This window comes from Alistipes sp. i18-0019-D1, assembly GCF_042852885.1.
Lineage (GTDB): Bacteria > Bacteroidota > Bacteroidia > Bacteroidales > Rikenellaceae > Alistipes.
The window spans coordinates 2455975-2472202 of record NZ_AP031424.1; the positions used below are offsets into that span (position 1 = coordinate 2455975).

The window sequence follows — 16228 nt, forward strand, 5'->3', positions numbered from 1 at the left end:
TCGTTATAGTTTTTCGAGAAGTTCCTGTAACGGGAATTCGTCTGTCCAGAATTCGTCGCTGGTATATTTGCCGTATGCCGTGTATTTGAGGTTGCCGTTGAAGTCTATCACCAGCCTGTGGCAATCCAGTCCGCTGTCGAGCGACGCCTCGTCCTCTTCGTTCAGCTCCGCGTCGTCGATCACGACAAATGCCCAGCACTTGTCGCCCAGCAGTTCATCGGCATCGGGCAGGCCGTTCTTTGCCGCCTCATAAAAATTGACGGCCTCGTCGCGGAAGCATAAGGAGCGGAAGTCGCTGTCCTTTGCGAGGGCGTTCGCTATTTCGAGTCTTTCCTGCTGTTGCTTTTTCCACTCCTCCGACAGGTAAATGATGGCCAAATCGCACGAATCGGATTCGCTGTCCGTCCTTGCCCTGACCAGAATATGCGCGGTAGGTTTGTCTGATAATTGCATGATTTTGAATGTTAATGATCGTTCAGAATGTGAATCCCACGTAGACGACCCGCTCCCCTCCGAGCAGCCGCTCGTGGTTCACGTCGTCGAAACGGTGGGTGCTGTACTTCCTGGCCTGGCGGGAATACTCGCCGCGAACCCACACCGGGGCCGTACAGCTGTCCTTGAGGCGGAAAGGCTCGCCCTTTGCGAGCGCGCGGATGGTTGTCGTCTGCATGGCTGGAGGCGGTCGGTTACATGAAAAAAATGTGTACGATGCTGTCCCTCTGGTCGCTCTCGGCGATCATTGCGTCGAGGGCTGCGACCATCCGCTCGTGATCGATGTCTGCCTCGTCGAGGATATCTTCGATGGCCTCTGCGTTTTCTTCGTAGAACTCGTGCTCGCCGGCGACAATGTCGCGCAGGTGTTCCAGCTCGGCGCGCTCGATCTCGTAATAATCGTCTGCATCGTTCTGCTGTACCGTTTCGATGTCGAGCAGGTCGATAAGGCGCGTGAAAGCGGTTATCTCGTTACCGCTCAGACCACTGTACTCCGGTTCGATTTCGTAGATGCGTGCTATATATAATTGTCTGCCCATGGTGTTCGTGTCATTAGCTTTTTTAGACTTGGTTAAGCTGTCTTAATAAGAAATAGTGATGGTTAAGTGGTCATGGTTGCAGCAGGCATGAAAAAAGCACGACTTTGCGGAGTCGTGCTTTGCGAGTTCGCGGATGGTTGTCGTCTGCATGATTCAGGGTTTTTTATATCCCCAGTAAAGGGGAATCAGGGAAAAGTCGAAAAGGGCGGTCATCAGGCGGGGTAGACTGCCTTCGAGCAGATGACGGCTATTGATGCCGCCCACGACTCCATGTTCCTGCTGCATCAACAGTTCGGTACAATTATCGACAAGGCCGTAGGCGGTGTATTTTCGGCCCTTGTCGTCGAGGGCCTCGAATTCGACTCCCTGCACATATCCCCACGAAAGGAGGGACTGCCGGAAGAGAGCCATGAAGTAGAAGTCGTCGGTTTTATCGCCGTTGTAGTCGGGAGCCAGCTCCGGGGATGAGAAGTGCGCAATGCGCAGATAGACGGTTTCCTTCCGGCTGCCGTCCTCGTAGACCATGACGGCTGTCCAGCGGACACACAGGCTGAGGGTATAGCCGCCGAACCCATGATTGGATACCGCCCACATTTCGGTTTTTCCAATCCAGAACCGTCCGTCCTCGGAGTTGTGACGGACGGTTTTGTCACTCCGGTAGTACATATTGCCGTTCTTCATCGGCTTTTTCCCGAAATCACGGAACGGCTCGATGCAATCGCTGAAGATGCCGAACAGGTATCGATGCAGCGCGTGCCGGTCGATTATGGCTTCCTTGACGGGGTCCTCCAGACACCATTGCGTACTGCCGCAGAAAGGACAGGGGGTGTCACTATCTTCTTTAGGCACATACCGGCGACACTGCGGGCAGAAATAGATCCGATACGAACCCATATCCTCCAATATCGACCGCAAGAGGGCCGGGGAATATTCTTTTTTCTCGCTCATAATATTGACTTTATTCCGTCCTATTAAGAAATAGGGCTTGGTGTATAATTCATGGTTGCAGCAGGCATGAAAAAAGCACGACTTTGCGGGTCGTGCTTTGCGGATGTGAAGGGAGCGGCTATTCCTCGATCAGGGTGTATTTCAGATGCGGCTTTCCATTCTGAAGGATCGTGAACGAATTGCCCTCGATTTGCATGTACTTGGCCTTGGGCCACCAGAGCCACGAGAGCCTGCCGTCCGGCTTGAGGAACGCTACGGCATTGGTCTGCACCTTGCCGATCTCCCTTACGCCGAGGTCTTCGTTGTTGTTGAAAATTCGGACGCACTGCCACTTCGAGCCGAGTGTCATCTTGCGTTTTACGTCTGCTAAAGTTTTCATATTCGATAAATTATTTGATTGGTGAATTGTTTAGGTATGTGTTTGCCAGAGGTTTTCCCGGTCGAATGTTACGGCACGGGAACGGTCTGGCGAGCCGTGATACAGTAGTCCGCCGTTCATAATCAGCCGCTCATCGGGGCCGTACAACCTGAAGGCGAAAGAATGAGGGGCAAAATCTGTGTGGAGATGCACCGTGCGGCCGCTATGCTCCCAGCGCTGGAGCTTTTCGAGGCACGCTTGCAGCGAGCGGTCGCCGAGTTCGGCTGCATACTCTCGCGCCTTTTGGAGTTTTTCTTCGCAATGGACGATCATGGCGCTATTCGTTTATGGTGTTGCGTGTCGAGAATACGAACTCGCTGCGGAGCGGGCGGCGGATGCGGGGCCGTCGGCGGGGCGCCATGTGGGGATAGGCCATGTAGAACTCTCGGTTGTACTGGGCGATCTTGGCGGCGGGGATGCCGGCGAACAGGGATACTGCGGTGGTGTCGGTACGGATCATGGTCGATGTGGTTTGTTATGGTTCATAAAAAAGCGCACCGGAGATACTCCGATGCGCCGTGTATGGCTATGGGGGTTACGGGTTGCGGCTTACAGATACTCCGCACGCAGCCCGGTGGCGGTGCGCGTCAGGGCGTTCATGGATTGGTTGGCGATGAATGTGCGCTCGAATCCCCGCTTTGACGGTTTGTGGTATCTGGGCATGGCCTGCATCTGCTCGAAGATTTCCGAGCGGTACGGGCGTGCGGTGTTCGGCTCCGGGCGCGTGTCGCGCTTTCTGGGTACGAAGAGCCGCTCCCAGAGTTTTTTCCAATTCTCCCATGTGAGGAGCTTTACCCAGCCGTTCTGCACGAAAAGAACCGTGCCCCGTTTCATTGCCTGGCCTACGACGCGGCCCAGCAGTCGGGACGGTTCGCGCAGGTACATGACCTCGGCGCGGGCCGGGGAGATGGCGACGAAATAGCGCGTTTGGGAGTAGTCGATCTCGGGCATGGCGATCCCGTAGAGCTGGCAATAGTTGCCGATGATTTTGTGCGGTGTCATGGTCTGTGGTGTTGGAGGTGAAAAATCGGCCCGGATACGGTTTTTCGTCCGGGCGTAATTCTCCCGTATTTTCGGCGGGAAAAATCTTTTTGCACGGGCGTTTTACCTTGTGCGCGTGCAGGTGCGAGTAAGGGCATAAAACAGACCGCACCCGGAAAGGGGCGCGGTCTGCATTGTCGGGATATGTCGGGCCGTTATGCGGCGGCGGTTGCCGGAGCCGTTGCGCCCGCTTGGGTGCGGCGTGCGGGTGCGGGTCGTGCGGGGGCGGTCTTTTCGGCGTCCTTGTCGATCGCTTCGGCCTTTTTGCGGATAAGGCTGAAATACTTGCATTGCGCCATGACCGCCTTTGCGTGCTGGTAGATCGCCGCTTTGCGGTTTTCGGGCTTGCAGAGTACGACGGAGTGCGTTTTTTGAACGCGGAGCGCGGTGCGGTTCAAAGGCACTTCCGATTCAACGAATCCCGCAATTTTACCCGCTGAATCGGTGCGGTAAATCTTATCCCCCGTAAGGAATTGATTAAAGAGTTTACGCTGCGTGATTTTGGTGTCTGCAAAATCCGTTTCGAGTTCCTTGCAGACGAAAAACTCCGCAACGACGTATTTTAACAGATTTTGAATGACGTGGATAGGCTCGGTTTTTTCAATCGGGCACACCTCGATAAATCGGGTCGTGGTCGTTACCTCGCCCGTTGTGGCGTTGGTGCTGGTGGTCTGTTTCAGCAATACAATCGTATTCGGCGAGCAGGCCAGATTTTCGATTGCGGTGTTTTTTGCCACGTTGATAGCTAACTGTTTCATTTTCGTAAAGTTTTAATTGTTAAACATTTGTTTTGCATATCGTTCGCCATAGGGCATAGTTGTCCCCTTGACGGTGTTACACGTTTTTTTGCGGTTAGCGGGAAAACAAATCCCCGCTAACCTGTATTTTGTCAAACATTGCAACGCAGGGACGCGGACGGGGTGCGTCAGACGCTACCCTAATGCGAGTATAACCCGCATAACGTTCGGTGTGCGTTCGCGGAATTACCCGCGACTAAGCAACTATTTTTCAAAGAGCGATTTTTTGCAAACCGTTTTTAGTTTTGAATAACTGATTTTGCGAAACGGTTTTTGTGAACGTGTTTTTGTGTTTGGTTTGTTTGTTGCGTTCGGTGATATGCTAAAACGGATTTTTTGAAATTCCAAATCTTTTTGAAAATTTTCCTTTGTGCCGGTGCTTTTTAAGTGAGGACGCACTCGCGCGTGAGGGAGAGGCTTGTAAATGACTGAATATCAATGAAAAATAAAAAAGTGAAAAATTTTTTATATATCCTTGTTTTTCGGTTTTATTGGATTCTTAACGCATTTCAATTTGCAACTATCAATATACACATCTGTAATATATTGACAATCATATACATACAGAGATTCGTCTATCATCATACCAGACAAGAAAAGGCATTGTTTTCCGAAAATGGCTTTCAAATTGGCAGGCAAACGACCGTACAAGGAGCAAAACTTTCACTTTTCTACAAAGTGAAAGTTTATAAATGACTGATATTTAGTGCATTAATAAAAATAAAAAGACGGGGGAGGGTGTGCCTCGGGGTGCGTATTCAACGTGTTTCCTCGGCCCGAGTTCTCAAGTTTCACTTTACTGGTGTCTTGATTTTTCCGGCAGTGGACCTCGAACTGAGTTCCTTTTTTTCTCGACTCTTTAGGTTTTGCACTCTCCGTGTTTTTTCGGAAGCACGCATTTCGATTCTCGGCCCTGTTCCCGGGGTCGCAATGTTGATAGTGACAGAAGGGTTTAAGTCGCGCGTTCGGTGTCTGTATCTGTCTGTTTTTCAGTGCTTCGAAGTGGGTTCTGAAGGGGTGGCCGCGGAGGTGGCGATGTTGATAATATTTCGCCCGAAAAACAGTTGTCCGTATCGGGGAGGTTTTTTGTCGTTTTCCGAAATGTGTTTTTCCCGAGGGTAAGAAAAACTTAAAACTCGGGCTAAAACTTCGATAAATCAGTTATATTTGCGTTCGTCCGACTCATTCAGAGCTTCGGGGATGATAGATGAAAAAGACAAAGGAGCATATCAAACGCTTTTTATCGACTGTGCGGCCGGCTTCGGAGAAGGACGAGTGCATGATCCGGGTATTCTTCAACAAACGTAAGATCAAACTTTCGGTTGTCCCCAGAGGCGCTGATGCGGAGCGGCTGGATACGATCACTTACGAGCAGCTGGAGTCGTGGTACAATGCCTCTCGCCCGACGGTTGGCGATGTGATCCGCTGCACGAAGCGTCATTGCATCTGCCTGGTGACTCAGGAGCGGTGGGATTCGTTCATCGTAGGGGCTACGCTCACGCCTGGAGGAGAGTTGGCCTTCGAGGAGCGCCGTTTCACGGACTCGGACTGGATCGCGCCTTCGGAGGGCGATATGGTGGCTTTGCAGGAGTCGCTCTCGAGTCACGGCTATGCTTGGAATCCCATGACGGGCCGTATCGAGGGGCGTACGATTCCGACGCTTCCCCGTTTCGTGCGCCTGATGGTCATCGGGCGGCAGGTCGGCGTGGGTGTTTTCCGCGAGGTGCTTCCGGACAATACTCTGGAGATGTTCTGCGTGAAGATGGGTGACGGCAAGATCCGCTATGAGCACAACCTGAATCTGGGCAATGCGAACGGCTTCAGTTTTTTCGATGCCTACGACGAGCATCGTGCCGCGGTGCAGGATGCGCTGGGCGAAGAGGGTTATATCTGGAATGCCAAGCGCCGCCGTATCGAGAAGAACCGGGCCCGCGCCAAGGTGGGAAAGAAGTATTTCTGGATCAACAGTTACCTTGCCATCAAGCAATCCATCGAGAAGGATTCGCAGAGTGACCGGCTCCATTTCCGCCGGGGCAATTACTTCCTGCAGCGGGAGGTGGCCGAAAGGGTCCGCAACCGGATGCTCGACCTCTGCAAGGAAGAGATGCTCGCGGACGACAACTGCTGACCGGGCTGCAAAAATCCCGCCAGGGGTCTTTTCCTTTCTTCTGCCGGATTCTCTCCCGCTTTTCGGCCTCCGCTTCGTCCATTTGTCCGAAAGGGCCTGAAATCGTCCGAAAATCGACGCGCCTCCTCCGGTCTCTTCCCCCGTTACCCCCTTGTAACGGTTCATGACCGTTCCAAGGCTTTTCCAAGGCTTTCGTAAGATCTTTACAATCCTTATCCATTTCCTATTCAAAGAAAAAACAATACGGGAAAAAACCGTCAGGTTTTTTCCACACATACGCCTCTTTTTGGATACTTTTTCTGGCAAGACAGAAAAAGTATCTCTCGAGATTATCCTTCTTTCAAACTTTTTCCAGACTATATAACTATTATTATATAGCTATATAATAGTAAATATATAATATATATAAATAATTATATATCAATAGATTATATATAGAATATATAAGAATATAAAGAAAAACGGAGTAACTTCCGGGGTTTTCCATGCCCTGCATCTTCTTTCGGAACTCTTACGGTCTTCTACTCAGATCTCTTCGTTTCTTTTTTCGTCCTTTTCAGGAACACGAAAGATCCTCTTCCGCTCTCTTTTGGAACTGTAGGGTTCTTCTGGATTCTCTACCGACCCTTTCAGGTCTCTTTCGTTCTTCTTCCGGTTCCGATCGGTTCGTTCCGGAGCACGGCCCTCGCTCCAGTCCAAAAAAATGGGGAGCTGCAGGCTGTGCAGCTCCCCGATGTTCCCTTCTTGTTTGCGGCCGGTCTCCCGTTCCCCGCGGCCGTCTCAGCGTCTGAGGGAACTTATCTCCTCGTCGGTCAGCTCGGGAATGCTTTTCCCCAGCTTGCGGCAGTAAAAATTGAAGAAGTCGATGAGTTTGTCGCTGTTTCGTGTCATGCTTACGATCCGCACCAGCTTGTCGAATACCGGCTCTACGAGCCGGTAATGCACCCGGTTCCGGTTGCTGTCCTCGGTACGTTGGATCAGCCCCAGGTCGCAGAGCGAGCGGGCGCACCTATCGAAGGTGTACTCGCGCAACCCCATCCGACGCATATACTCGCCGCGCGTGAAGTTCACGTTCCACCCGTAGGATCGCATGTGCTCGAACTCGCGCATGTGTTTGATGAACCGCTCCTGATCCGGGGAGAGCAGGTAGGAAAACCCCGGGAAGGACATTCCGCTGGGCGTGCGGCGGTACATGCCGCTATATTTCCTCTTTGTCTCCATCTCCCTTTTCTTTCGTGGTGATCGTGTCGTTGACGTAGAAGAAACACAGCCTCCCGTCGATCATGGGCTTGTAGGTTCGGTATCCCAGCTCGCGGGCATAGCGCCCGACGCTTACGCGGCTTACCGCGCGGTAGGTGTTCTCCTCCATGTGGCGGGCCATCTCCGTGAAGGTCATTTTCTCTTTTAGTTCCATACGCAAATGATTTTAAGTGAACTTAATACAGTCCAAGAAGTATAGAGTCGTATTAACTCGTATGGTTTTGCATCGGTTTCTTCCGGTCTTCGCGCAGGCTCTCCAGGCAGAACAGGGCGGTCTCCATGTTTTGCGGGTCGGCCCAGGCGGAGACGATCCTCAGGATGACCAGGTGCTTCATGTCCCGGTCGAGGATCTCCCCGGCGGCGTTGTGGATGCGTCCCTGTATGGGTGTGAGTCCGGCGTGACGCAGCAGGCACTCGCCGCGCTGGAACATTACGCAGCCCCCGTCGTTGTGGCGGAGCTGCACGATCGGCAGGTGGTGCTGCGCGGAGGCCTTCGTGCCGCGCTCGATGCCGACGACCAGGCTGCGGCACAACATATCGCCGTATCCGGTCCGGATCAGGCGGGCCATATCGTCAGGGGTGCCCAGGCACGGTACCTGGCGGCACAATTCGGGGGTGTGGGAGACTTCGGTGTCCCGGGTCATGCGCCCCAGGATCTCTTCCAGTTTGTCTTTCAGGTCCATATCTCGTTTTTTTGTCGTTGTTATCCGTGTATCTGCCCGCCGAAGAGGTAGCTGTTGCGTTGGCGCCACAGGTCGATGATGAACTTGCGGCCCTCCTTGGTCCAGGCTTCGATCTTATAGCGGTTCAGGTAGTTGGTTTTCCGGTTGAACCACTCGTAGAAATGCACCCCGCGCAGGTGGCGGTATGCGGCCGTGACGCTCCATTTGCCCAGCACCCGCTCCTGCAAGCCCTCTTCGAGCAGGAATATGTTCAGACGCATGGCGCTTACGCCCAGCTCGCAGGCGATCATCGTCGAGGAGAACCAGTCGCGGTCCTCGACGGTCAGCTTGTAGTGCTGGAGCTTGTGGCGGTTACGGCGTATGAACTCCTTCTGGCGGCATATTGCGTCGTGCTGGTCTTCGATCACCGAGAGCGCCTCCTGGTAGGATGCGGGTGCGGGGAGCGGCTCGTGCTCCGTGCAGAACTCCTCGGCGGGGTCCGGGGCGGGCGTCTTCTGCGGCGTGGGGGCCTCGTGCAGCTCGACGTGTCCGTCGCGGAGCAGGTGTACGAGCTTTTTGCTGCACCATGCGGCGAAAGCCGGGGAGAGCCACTGCGCGAACTGTGTCCAAAGGTGTATTTCGAGCCATGTGGCCCCTTGTGCCCCGCGTGTGGTCATCACCTGGCGTGCCAGGTCCTGCGAGATGCCGTCCGCGACGAGCGTCTCGCGCAACTGGGCCGTTTCAACCAGTTTGAGCCATACCGCAGGCCGCTTGTCGAAGGGCCGCGCCATCTCGGTGGCGTTGACCATGTAGCGTCCGTCCTGCATACGTACCGAGAAGCGGTTGCCGGCATATTCGAGTTCGAGGGGCTCGGGTGCGGGCGCCTCCCGGAAGGGGGACGGGTTCGCCGCCGGGCCCGCATTGCGGATGCGTTGGAGCGTCTCCAGGACCTCGCGGCTGCGGGTGCGCAGCAGTTTGCTTCCCGCGCTCATCCACTTGATGAATTCTACGGCCTCGCGGAAGTCGGCATACAGCTCCTTGGGACGTGCCGGGTCCAGTATGGAGAGCGAGGGGCAGCGCCGTTGCGCCGTGCCGTCCCTGACCAAAAGACTGCGGCGCATCAGCCCGCAGAGGTCGTTGATGCACACTCTGTCGACCTGTCCCTGGGCAGACCGCGTGAGCTTGAGTGTGCTCTGCAAAAAGGGAATCTCTTGGATGTCATTCATCTTTATCCTTGTTTTTGAGTTTTTTGCGTTTGTCTGCGCTGAGCTTGCGTCGGGACATCTCCTTGGAATCGTGGTAGCGGCGCACCTCGTCGCACATGCGGTCGTATTCTTCGATGCGCAGGTGTCCGAAGTCCTGATGCGGCACGATCTCGACCTTGTCCGTGTTGTAATGCCGGAAGTAGTAGCCATAGCAGGAGATATGGTACCCCAGGCAGCAAAGGGAGATCGACTGGGCGGGTATATCCATGGTCTGAGAGGCGATATTCAGCGATTTGTGCATGGTGATCAGCACGCGTTCCTTGTTGAACACGAGCACCATTTTAGCTTCCTGAAATATGCTGCTTCCACTCATTTGTGCGCTGTAGATTTTTGCGCAAATATATGTTTTTAGTTTTGGCTAAAAAATAAATTCAACTGTTTTTTTGCAGATACTTTATGCCTGCAATACACTAACATTAAATTGTTTACAAATAAAATATATTTTCACGCTTCGTTATTCGTCTATCAACTTTCGCAATCTGTTTTCGGGCTTGGGAAACTGCGATTGCCGAAAATTCGTCCATCCACACAGCATCTTGGGCCGTAATCCATTTCGGCGCTGTTTTCCTACCCTTTGGGAAAGCGAAAAAATGGCTGAAAAAAATTTCGACGGCGCCTTCTCCCACCAACTGCTCGAGTCGATATTCCGTACCAGCAAGAAGGTCATCCAGGAGTATGTCCGGGAGATAGACCGCAACAACCGCTACCGTTCGGTGCGCTCGAATGCCGCGGGCGGTGTGGTGCTGGACGACCGGGGGCCGTTGATCGACCTCTACGAAGCGTGCCTGCAGCAGGACGCCCATATCCGGGCCGTGCTGGAGACGCTCGTGAGCCAGATCCTCGGGGACCGCTACATGCTGGCCCGCCAGAACGAGAAGGGCAAGTATATCAAGGACGTGGAGCAGACGCGCAAGGTGCAGGGCTCGCAGTTCGACAAGATCATCAGGGGCATCGTCGAGGCGAAGCTCTACGGCTACACGCTGCTGGAGATCATGCCCGGCACGGATCCGCGCACGGGGCGCCTTCGTGAGGTGAATATCGTCGAGCGGCGCAACGTGCTTCCCGACCAGTGCCGCGTGGTCAGGCGCCAGGGCATGTGGTCGCCGGGCTGGGACCTTCGGGACAAGGCCTACCGCCGCAACTACATCCTGGTCAATACGGGCGACCTGGGGCTCTTCTCGGCCACCACGCCCCTGATTCTGGCCAAGAAGTTCACCGTAGCCAACTACGTGAATTTTTCGAGTACCTACGGGCAGCCGATCATCCACGGCAAGACCGTCTCGGAGAGCAATGCCGACCGCAAGCGCCTGGCCTCGGAGATCGTAAACGCCGCGCAGAACAAGGTCATCGTGACGGGCCTCGACGATGAGATCGACATCAAGACCTTCACGATGAGTAACTCCGAGAAGATCTATACGGGCCTTATCGAGTTCGTGAACCGGGAGGTCTCGAACATGATCCTCGGCTCGGAGTCCATGGCCGGGGCCACGCAGTCCTACGTGGGCTCGACGAAGGCCCACCAGGACATCTTCCGCGAGCGGATCGAGGTCTACCGGCGCTTCATCGAGAACGTGATGAACGAGGAGGTACTGCCGTGCCTGGTGGGGATGGGCTATATCGAAGCGGGGCTGGAGTTCAAATACAGCAACCGCATCGAGATGAACAACGAGGACCGCATCAAGCTCTACGGCCTTCTGACCGACAAGTACGAGATCTCGCCCGATGAGGTGGAGAAGGAGTTCGGCATCCACGTCGGCCGCCAGCTCAACACCTTCGCGGCGGCCGGCCCCTTCGCCGGGGGCGGTGCGTGCGACGGTCCCCGGCGGAGCACCCGCGACCGGCATATCATGTCCGACGAGGAGTATTACAAACGCTACGGCCGCTCGCGCGGGGTCTCGTCGGCGGCAAATTTTATCCGGGGAGCGCAGTGACGGCCGCCGCTGCGCTCCCGAAGCCTCCCGTGCCGGACGCCGGGCGGGACGAGGCCGAATATGCCGTGCTGTACGCCGCCTTCAGGCGCCTTGTGGAGCACTGGGCCGACAGCGCCGAGCGGCCCTCGGCCCTGGAGGAGCTCGTCGCGCTGCGTGCCGGCTCGCTCGTCGAGCGGGTGCTCTCGGGACTGGACCTCGACCTGGAGCGGGCGCTGGAGATCCTCGCACGCCGGGACGACTTCCCCTCGCAGCAGGAGCGTGAGCGGCGCGATATTCTGGTGGCCGGGCTGGAGAATATGATCGACTTCGCCGCAGCCGAGGAGTGGTCGATGTGCCGCGAGCTGCCCGAAGAGCTGCACGAGGAGGAGTACGAACTGTGCGACGGAATCTTCGACCGCTACAACGGCCGTCGGGCCGTGCAGGAAAACCTCGACGTGCAGTTCGCCGCGTCGATGGCCGCCTGGTGGATCACGCTCTCCCCGGAGCTCATGCTGACCTTCACCACACAGGGCGACGAGCGGGTGCGCCCGGGGCATGCGGCGCTCGAAGGGGTGAGCTATCCGAAACATGAGTTTCCCGCCGAGCTGATCCCGCCCATCGAGTACGGCTGCCGCTGCTACCTCACGCCTACGGGGGCCGCGGCGGTCGCCGGGGCCATGCCGTCGTCCGCCACCGAGATCGATCCCGTCTTCGGGGAGAGCCTCTGCCGCGGCGGGAGGATCTTCTCCGCCGCGCACCCTTACTTCCGGCATCCGCTGCCGCCGGCGTTGCAGCGCTATGTCGATACCGTCAAACAAAAATTTCACTTGCCATGAACCTCACTCCCGATCAATTCTACAAGCAGTGGCTCCGTCTGGGGCCGGCGGCCGCTACGGTAAGCCACTTCGAGCGCCAGGTCTTCGACTTCACGCACCTGGCGGGGCGCTTCTCGCAGGACCGCTTCAGGCAGTCCTTCCGCCAAGGAGGCTTTTATGGTTCCGGGCAGCCGTGGCCGGCTCGCACCTCGCGCTGGGGGCGGCGCCTCACGCACCCCGTCCTGCGGCATGCAGGAACGCTGGAGCAGAGCATCGACGGAAGCCTTTACAGCGACAACCGAACGGTCAAACCTGCCCCGGGCCGCAAGGCGGCATTCCGGCGCTCGCAGACCTACACGATCACGGCAGCGCCCGAGAGCAGGCCCTGCCAGGGCCTGCGAGGCGTACGCCGCTCGGGCCCCACGACCTACGCCGCCGTGCATAACGCACCCGGCGGCACCTACTGGAGCAACCAGTACCGCAAGAGCCGCGCCGTGCGCCGTCAGTTCATGGGTACGAATTCGAAGCTCGACGCCGAGATCGCACGCCACTATCCCTACATCTTCAACGGCCTTCCGGGCATTCCCAACGCCCCGACGCGATGATCAAGCAGAAGCCCTTAGTCCCGCGGCATGACGCGCCCGGGACGCAGCCCGCCGAGACGCAGCCCGAGCGGGTGGAGGCGAACGCCCTGACGGAGATGTACCTTGCGGTACGGCGGGCGCTGCTCACGATCCGCGGACGGGAGGACGACCCGCTGAGCCCGCCCTTTTTCAAGACCATCGCCATCGACAACGGGCAGTTCACGCGCATCGTCCTGGAGGAGAACCTGGAGGCCGAGGTGGCCTTTCCGGCCGTCTTCGTACACTACACCAACGTCCGCTACCTGGTGCAGCAGCAGCGCATCGGCGAGGGGCGCGCCACGCTGCGCATCCGCTTTATTCTCCATACGCTCAACAACTCCGACCGGGAGCGGGAGTGCGACCCCTTTCAGGTGTTCCAGCGCGTCAACAGGGCGATCCAGGACGCCAAAAACTACGAGCCTGCGCTCAACGAGCGGTGCAACCTGCTCTATTTCGACATGCCGACTTCAAGCAATATGCTTCAGGCATACTGGGTGGACTACGAGGTGTGGTTCCGCGAGACTTCGGCCTGGAAGTACCGCGACTGGGTGCCGCGCTATCTGGTGATGCCACCCTTCACGGACCATAGCGACGCTCCCGAACATGATGCCCAGGGGCACGGCGACCACCGCAGCCCCACGGACCGCGAGGCGATCACCGTTACGGCGCCATCCGGAGCGCCTCCGGCGGATGAATAGGACACACAAGCACGAACGGCAACCTTTGCGGGTTGCCGTTCGTCCGTTTCCGATGGTTCGATCAGAGCGTTATCGACTTCGAGGGGTCGAATCCCTCGTGCTCGCCGGCCCGGACGTATCCCAACTGGTTGGAGAGGCACTGCGTGCGGCCGATGCGGCAGTCGATGCTGCGGTGCGAGTGTCCGTAGATCCAGTATTCCGCAGGGCCGGCCTCGATGAATCCGTCCAAATCCGTGACGAAGGCCCCGTTCAGGGGGCTGCACTTGAACTCCGGGGCCAGGAGCCGGAAGCTGGGCAGGTGGTGCGTGACGACGACGATATGCGCCGCCCGGCTGCTCAGGATACGCTCGTGCAGGAAGTGGAAGCAGCGGTAATGCTCCTCGTTGAAGCGCACCCAATCCAGCGGTTTGTCGCCGCAGCGGATCTGCCTAAAGTCGTTCACGCCCATCTGAACCTGCATGGCCTCGATGATCCCGATGGCGGACCACAGGGGCGTGAGGATCAGCTCCGTGTCGTCTATCACGACGGATGCGTTGTAGTGGCAGACGACGTTCGGCCGGATCGTGAGCCGCCAGCCGTCGTGCATCGTATCCAGGTCGAAGCCGCCGTAGAACTCGTGGTTGCCCGGCAGTACCGCCACCTGACGGTAGTTATCCGCCGCCCAGTCCCAGAAGGGATGTTTCGTGTAGTCCTCACCCAGGTAGGCCACATCGCCGGCCAGTACGAGCACATCGCCCGCAACCTGCAGGGGGTGTTCCTTCAGGTAGCGGGAGTTGTCTGACATCTCCAGATGCAGGTCGCTGGCGTATTGGATGCGGAGCATACGTCGAACCGGATTTAATACAACAACCCGAACATCCAGAGCGGGATCTTGTTGCCGAAACCTATTTCGATGTCGTCGGCGGCAATATAGGCATCCGCAATCCCTTGGATTTGCCGGTCGGTCTTGTTTTGGCCGCCGACCTCGAAGCTGTATTTGCCGTCGATCATAAAATCCGTCTTGTCGGAATAGCTGACGCGGGAAGTCACTTGCATCATCGAGTGGAAGAAGGTTTCGCGCAAGTTGCCCACGTCGGCCTTGCGATCGGCGACAGCATAGGCGTAATTCGGGTTGCCCAGATAGATCTTCTCCGGCTTGACGAGCCGTTTGGTGCCCTGAGCCTCTTTATCGACCATCAGAATAGCCTGCGCCTTGCCCAGGGCTTCCAGATAATTCAACAGGCTGGGCCGCGTCGCACCGACCTGGGCGGCTAACTGCGATATGTTGGGCGTAAAGGGCACGCTGTCGGCAATCACAGAGAACAGCTTTTTAATTTTGGCGATCGTCGGGAACTCTATGTCCATGGTGGCGGGCAGGTCTACTTCCAAAACCGTATTGAGCGTTTCGGACAGGCGGGCGAAATATCCCTCTTTATCCTCCCGGTAATAGGGGAAGTAACCATACCTGAGATACTCCCGGAATACGGCTATCGGCCGGATCTTCCGGCTGATCTCCGACGCCAGGGCGATATGCTCCCTTAGCAGCTCTTCCAGCGTTATGGCCTTTATGTCGATGCCGTGCTCATACTGCAGGAATTCGCGTAGCGACATGCCGTAGAGCGTGTATTTTATCGCCCGGCGGCTCAGGTCGGCGCCGCTGCGGTATATATCCAGCATGGATGAGCCGGTAAAGACGACCTTCAGCTCCGGATAGGAGTCGTAGATGTTTTTGATCTCACGGGCCCACCCGGGATATTTATGTACCTCGTCGAGGAACAGAGTCTGCCCTCCGCTTTTATAGAATTCGTCGGCCAGCTCTAACAGCGAGTGGGTGCTGAACCACAAGTTGTCCAGCGAAGCGTATAGCGCCTTGCCGGAGGCGATGTCGTAATGTTGCCGGATATGTTGCAGCAGCATCGTGGTCTTGCCTGCACCGCGGGACCCGACGATGCCGATCAGGCGGTTGTTCCAGTCGATCTTGGCATACAGATAACGTACGAAATGCAGATCCGTACGCGAAATCAGATGATGAAAAATAGAAAGAAGTTGTTCCATGGCAATATATCTTTTGTGCAAAGATAAGTGTATTTTTCAAAATACAAAAATCATTTAATTTTGTATCTCAGAAAATACAAAATGACTATTGTAGGATTCGGCCCTGCAAAGAGGTGATCTTTATTGCTGCTGTTTGCGTTTCTTGCGCTTGCTTTGCTCGCGCTCGAAAATCTCCTGCGGGCTTACGGGAAGCGCCGGCAGCAACGCCTCCGTCTGCTCCAGCACTTCGAGTGCGCGCATAAGGGCCAGGAGGCTCTGCAGCGACAGCCCCGGATTCTCGCCCCGCTCGAAAGCGCCGATCGTAAACTCGCTGACCCCGGAGCGTTCGGCCAGCGCCTTGCGGGTAAACCCCGACCGTTTGCGGTAGTCGCGCAGGCGGGCCCCCAGTGCCGTGGCAAGTTCGTAATTACTCGATGCGTAGATGTCCTCTTTCATGCAGTATGGTTTTTGGCAAACATACAAAATATTGCATCTTTTGTACCGAACAGGCACAAAAAAGTAGATATTCTGTAAGTTTTTTGCTCCGTGGCCGCTGTTCGTATTTCGCGGTCGCCGTTCCTATTGCAGCCAGATACCCGATGTTTTCGGTTCGTAATCC

22 protein-coding genes are annotated in these 16228 nt (G+C 56.2%); 5 read left to right on the plus strand and 17 right to left on the minus strand.

Features of this window, described 5'->3' with window-relative positions:
• Window positions 1-3 precede the first annotated feature (3 nt).
• From ACGHP5_RS10350 to ACGHP5_RS10390, 9 genes are all read right to left on the minus strand, one after another.
• On the minus strand, window positions 4-453 hold the full coding sequence (locus tag ACGHP5_RS10350) for a hypothetical protein (protein WP_390566555.1): 450 nt from the start codon (window positions 451-453) through the stop codon (window positions 4-6).
• 22 nt (window positions 454-475) lie between these two features.
• Entirely contained in the window at window positions 476-670 is a 195-nt protein-coding gene (locus tag ACGHP5_RS10355) for a hypothetical protein (RefSeq protein WP_390566557.1), read from the minus strand.
• Window positions 671-686: 16 nt separating this feature from the next.
• Window positions 687-1031, minus strand: coding sequence for a hypothetical protein (locus tag ACGHP5_RS10360; protein ID WP_390566559.1), 345 nt, complete (start codon window positions 1029-1031; stop codon window positions 687-689).
• 153 nt (window positions 1032-1184) lie between these two features.
• On the minus strand, window positions 1185-1979 hold the full coding sequence (locus ACGHP5_RS10365) for a zinc-ribbon domain-containing protein (protein WP_390566561.1): 795 nt from the start codon (window positions 1977-1979) through the stop codon (window positions 1185-1187).
• Window positions 1980-2097: 118 nt separating this feature from the next.
• Entirely contained in the window at window positions 2098-2358 is a 261-nt protein-coding gene (locus tag ACGHP5_RS10370) for a hypothetical protein (RefSeq protein ID WP_390566562.1), read from the minus strand.
• A gap of 30 nt (window positions 2359-2388) precedes the next feature.
• Window positions 2389-2670, minus strand: a complete 282-nt coding sequence (locus ACGHP5_RS10375) for a DUF4120 family protein (protein ID WP_390566564.1) — start codon at window positions 2668-2670, stop codon at window positions 2389-2391.
• 4 nt (window positions 2671-2674) lie between these two features.
• Window positions 2675-2857 (minus strand): hypothetical protein, encoded by a 183-nt coding sequence (locus ACGHP5_RS10380; RefSeq protein ID WP_390566567.1) that lies wholly within the window; start codon window positions 2855-2857, stop codon window positions 2675-2677.
• An 89-nt stretch (window positions 2858-2946) separates the two neighbouring features.
• Entirely contained in the window at window positions 2947-3399 is a 453-nt protein-coding gene (locus ACGHP5_RS10385) for a hypothetical protein (protein WP_390566569.1), read from the minus strand.
• A gap of 194 nt (window positions 3400-3593) precedes the next feature.
• Window positions 3594-4196 carry a hypothetical protein gene (locus tag ACGHP5_RS10390; RefSeq protein WP_390566571.1) on the minus strand — a complete coding sequence of 201 codons (603 nt, stop codon included), beginning with the start codon at window positions 4194-4196 and terminating at the stop codon, window positions 3594-3596.
• Between the two features lie 1246 nt (window positions 4197-5442).
• On the opposite strand from ACGHP5_RS10390, the gene ACGHP5_RS10395 reads away from it, so the two are divergent.
• A complete protein-coding gene (locus ACGHP5_RS10395; protein ID WP_390566573.1) occupies window positions 5443-6363 on the plus strand; it encodes a hypothetical protein in 921 nt (306 codons plus the stop codon).
• A gap of 780 nt (window positions 6364-7143) precedes the next feature.
• Here the strand turns inward: ACGHP5_RS10395 and ACGHP5_RS10400 are convergent.
• Genes ACGHP5_RS10400 through ACGHP5_RS10420 form a run of 5 tightly spaced genes read right to left on the minus strand, consistent with a single transcriptional unit; the run spans window position 7144 to window position 9863 of the window.
• Window positions 7144-7584: a hypothetical protein gene (locus ACGHP5_RS10400; RefSeq protein ID WP_390566575.1), complete on the minus strand. Its 441-nt coding sequence runs from the start codon at window positions 7582-7584 to the stop codon at window positions 7144-7146.
• Complete coding sequence (locus tag ACGHP5_RS10405) at window positions 7562-7777, minus strand: hypothetical protein (protein WP_390566576.1); 216 nt, start codon at window positions 7775-7777, stop codon at window positions 7562-7564. The genes ACGHP5_RS10400 and ACGHP5_RS10405 overlap by 23 nt, the downstream gene beginning before the upstream one ends.
• Window positions 7778-7829: 52 nt before the next feature.
• Window positions 7830-8306: a hypothetical protein gene (locus tag ACGHP5_RS10410; RefSeq protein WP_390566578.1), complete on the minus strand. Its 477-nt coding sequence runs from the start codon at window positions 8304-8306 to the stop codon at window positions 7830-7832.
• 20 nt (window positions 8307-8326) lie between these two features.
• Complete coding sequence (locus tag ACGHP5_RS10415) at window positions 8327-9511, minus strand: KilA-N domain-containing protein (RefSeq protein WP_390566580.1); 1185 nt, start codon at window positions 9509-9511, stop codon at window positions 8327-8329.
• Window positions 9504-9863, minus strand: a complete 360-nt coding sequence (locus tag ACGHP5_RS10420; RefSeq protein ID WP_390566582.1) for a hypothetical protein — start codon at window positions 9861-9863, stop codon at window positions 9504-9506. The genes ACGHP5_RS10415 and ACGHP5_RS10420 overlap by 8 nt, the downstream gene beginning before the upstream one ends.
• Window positions 9864-10140: 277 nt before the next feature.
• On the opposite strand from ACGHP5_RS10420, the gene ACGHP5_RS10425 reads away from it, so the two are divergent.
• The 4 genes from ACGHP5_RS10425 to ACGHP5_RS10440 are packed head-to-tail and all read left to right on the plus strand — an operon-like array spanning window position 10141 to window position 13596.
• Entirely contained in the window at window positions 10141-11481 is a 1341-nt protein-coding gene (locus ACGHP5_RS10425) for a DUF935 family protein (RefSeq protein ID WP_390566584.1), read from the plus strand.
• Entirely contained in the window at window positions 11478-12296 is an 819-nt protein-coding gene (locus tag ACGHP5_RS10430; protein ID WP_390566586.1) for a hypothetical protein, read from the plus strand. The genes ACGHP5_RS10425 and ACGHP5_RS10430 overlap by 4 nt, the downstream gene beginning before the upstream one ends.
• Window positions 12293-12880, plus strand: a complete 588-nt coding sequence (locus tag ACGHP5_RS10435) for a hypothetical protein (RefSeq protein ID WP_390566588.1) — start codon at window positions 12293-12295, stop codon at window positions 12878-12880. The genes ACGHP5_RS10430 and ACGHP5_RS10435 overlap by 4 nt, the downstream gene beginning before the upstream one ends.
• The gene (locus ACGHP5_RS10440) at window positions 12877-13596 is read left to right on the plus strand and encodes a hypothetical protein (protein ID WP_390566590.1); all 720 of its coding nucleotides are present in this window, start codon (window positions 12877-12879) and stop codon (window positions 13594-13596) included. Before ACGHP5_RS10435 ends, ACGHP5_RS10440 begins: the two co-directional genes overlap by 4 nt.
• 61 nt (window positions 13597-13657) lie before the next feature.
• Here the strand turns inward: ACGHP5_RS10440 and ACGHP5_RS10445 are convergent, their stop codons facing one another.
• The 3 genes from ACGHP5_RS10445 to ACGHP5_RS10455 form a co-directional block, all read right to left on the minus strand.
• On the minus strand, window positions 13658-14419 hold the full coding sequence (locus tag ACGHP5_RS10445; RefSeq protein WP_390566591.1) for a metallophosphoesterase: 762 nt from the start codon (window positions 14417-14419) through the stop codon (window positions 13658-13660).
• A gap of 14 nt (window positions 14420-14433) precedes the next feature.
• Window positions 14434-15630, minus strand: a complete 1197-nt coding sequence (locus ACGHP5_RS10450) for an ATP-binding protein (RefSeq protein WP_390566593.1) — start codon at window positions 15628-15630, stop codon at window positions 14434-14436.
• A gap of 120 nt (window positions 15631-15750) precedes the next feature.
• Window positions 15751-16065 (minus strand): helix-turn-helix domain-containing protein, encoded by a 315-nt coding sequence (locus ACGHP5_RS10455; protein WP_390566595.1) that lies wholly within the window; start codon window positions 16063-16065, stop codon window positions 15751-15753.
• Between the last annotated feature and the right edge of the window lie 163 nt (window positions 16066-16228).

Excerpts from the sequence above, each read along its gene's own strand:
- ACGHP5_RS10350 (WP_390566555.1), bottom strand. The coding sequence starts at position 453 with ATGCAATTATCAGACAAACCTACCGCGCATATTCTGGTCAGGGCAAGG.
- ACGHP5_RS10355 (WP_390566557.1), bottom strand. The coding sequence starts at position 670 with ATGCAGACGACAACCATCCGCGCGCTCGCAAAGGGCGAGCCTTTCCGC.
- ACGHP5_RS10360 (WP_390566559.1), bottom strand. The coding sequence starts at position 1,031 with ATGGGCAGACAATTATATATAGCACGCATCTACGAAATCGAACCGGAG.
- ACGHP5_RS10365 (WP_390566561.1), bottom strand. The coding sequence starts at position 1,979 with ATGAGCGAGAAAAAAGAATATTCCCCGGCCCTCTTGCGGTCGATATTG.
- ACGHP5_RS10370 (WP_390566562.1), bottom strand. The coding sequence starts at position 2,358 with ATGAAAACTTTAGCAGACGTAAAACGCAAGATGACACTCGGCTCGAAG.
- ACGHP5_RS10375 (WP_390566564.1), bottom strand. The coding sequence starts at position 2,670 with ATGATCGTCCATTGCGAAGAAAAACTCCAAAAGGCGCGAGAGTATGCA.
- ACGHP5_RS10380 (WP_390566567.1), bottom strand. The coding sequence starts at position 2,857 with ATGATCCGTACCGACACCACCGCAGTATCCCTGTTCGCCGGCATCCCC.
- ACGHP5_RS10385 (WP_390566569.1), bottom strand. The coding sequence starts at position 3,399 with ATGACACCGCACAAAATCATCGGCAACTATTGCCAGCTCTACGGGATC.
- ACGHP5_RS10390 (WP_390566571.1), bottom strand. The coding sequence starts at position 4,196 with ATGAAACAGTTAGCTATCAACGTGGCAAAAAACACCGCAATCGAAAAT.
- ACGHP5_RS10395 (WP_390566573.1), top strand. The coding sequence starts at position 5,443 with ATGAAAAAGACAAAGGAGCATATCAAACGCTTTTTATCGACTGTGCGG.
- ACGHP5_RS10400 (WP_390566575.1), bottom strand. The coding sequence starts at position 7,584 with ATGGAGACAAAGAGGAAATATAGCGGCATGTACCGCCGCACGCCCAGC.
- ACGHP5_RS10405 (WP_390566576.1), bottom strand. The coding sequence starts at position 7,777 with ATGGAACTAAAAGAGAAAATGACCTTCACGGAGATGGCCCGCCACATG.
- ACGHP5_RS10410 (WP_390566578.1), bottom strand. The coding sequence starts at position 8,306 with ATGGACCTGAAAGACAAACTGGAAGAGATCCTGGGGCGCATGACCCGG.
- ACGHP5_RS10415 (WP_390566580.1), bottom strand. The coding sequence starts at position 9,511 with ATGAATGACATCCAAGAGATTCCCTTTTTGCAGAGCACACTCAAGCTC.
- ACGHP5_RS10420 (WP_390566582.1), bottom strand. The coding sequence starts at position 9,863 with ATGAGTGGAAGCAGCATATTTCAGGAAGCTAAAATGGTGCTCGTGTTC.
- ACGHP5_RS10425 (WP_390566584.1), top strand. The coding sequence starts at position 10,141 with ATGGCTGAAAAAAATTTCGACGGCGCCTTCTCCCACCAACTGCTCGAG.
- ACGHP5_RS10435 (WP_390566588.1), top strand. The coding sequence starts at position 12,293 with ATGAACCTCACTCCCGATCAATTCTACAAGCAGTGGCTCCGTCTGGGG.
- ACGHP5_RS10440 (WP_390566590.1), top strand. The coding sequence starts at position 12,877 with ATGATCAAGCAGAAGCCCTTAGTCCCGCGGCATGACGCGCCCGGGACG.
- ACGHP5_RS10445 (WP_390566591.1), bottom strand. The coding sequence starts at position 14,419 with ATGCTCCGCATCCAATACGCCAGCGACCTGCATCTGGAGATGTCAGAC.
- ACGHP5_RS10450 (WP_390566593.1), bottom strand. The coding sequence starts at position 15,630 with ATGGAACAACTTCTTTCTATTTTTCATCATCTGATTTCGCGTACGGAT.
- ACGHP5_RS10455 (WP_390566595.1), bottom strand. The coding sequence starts at position 16,065 with ATGAAAGAGGACATCTACGCATCGAGTAATTACGAACTTGCCACGGCA.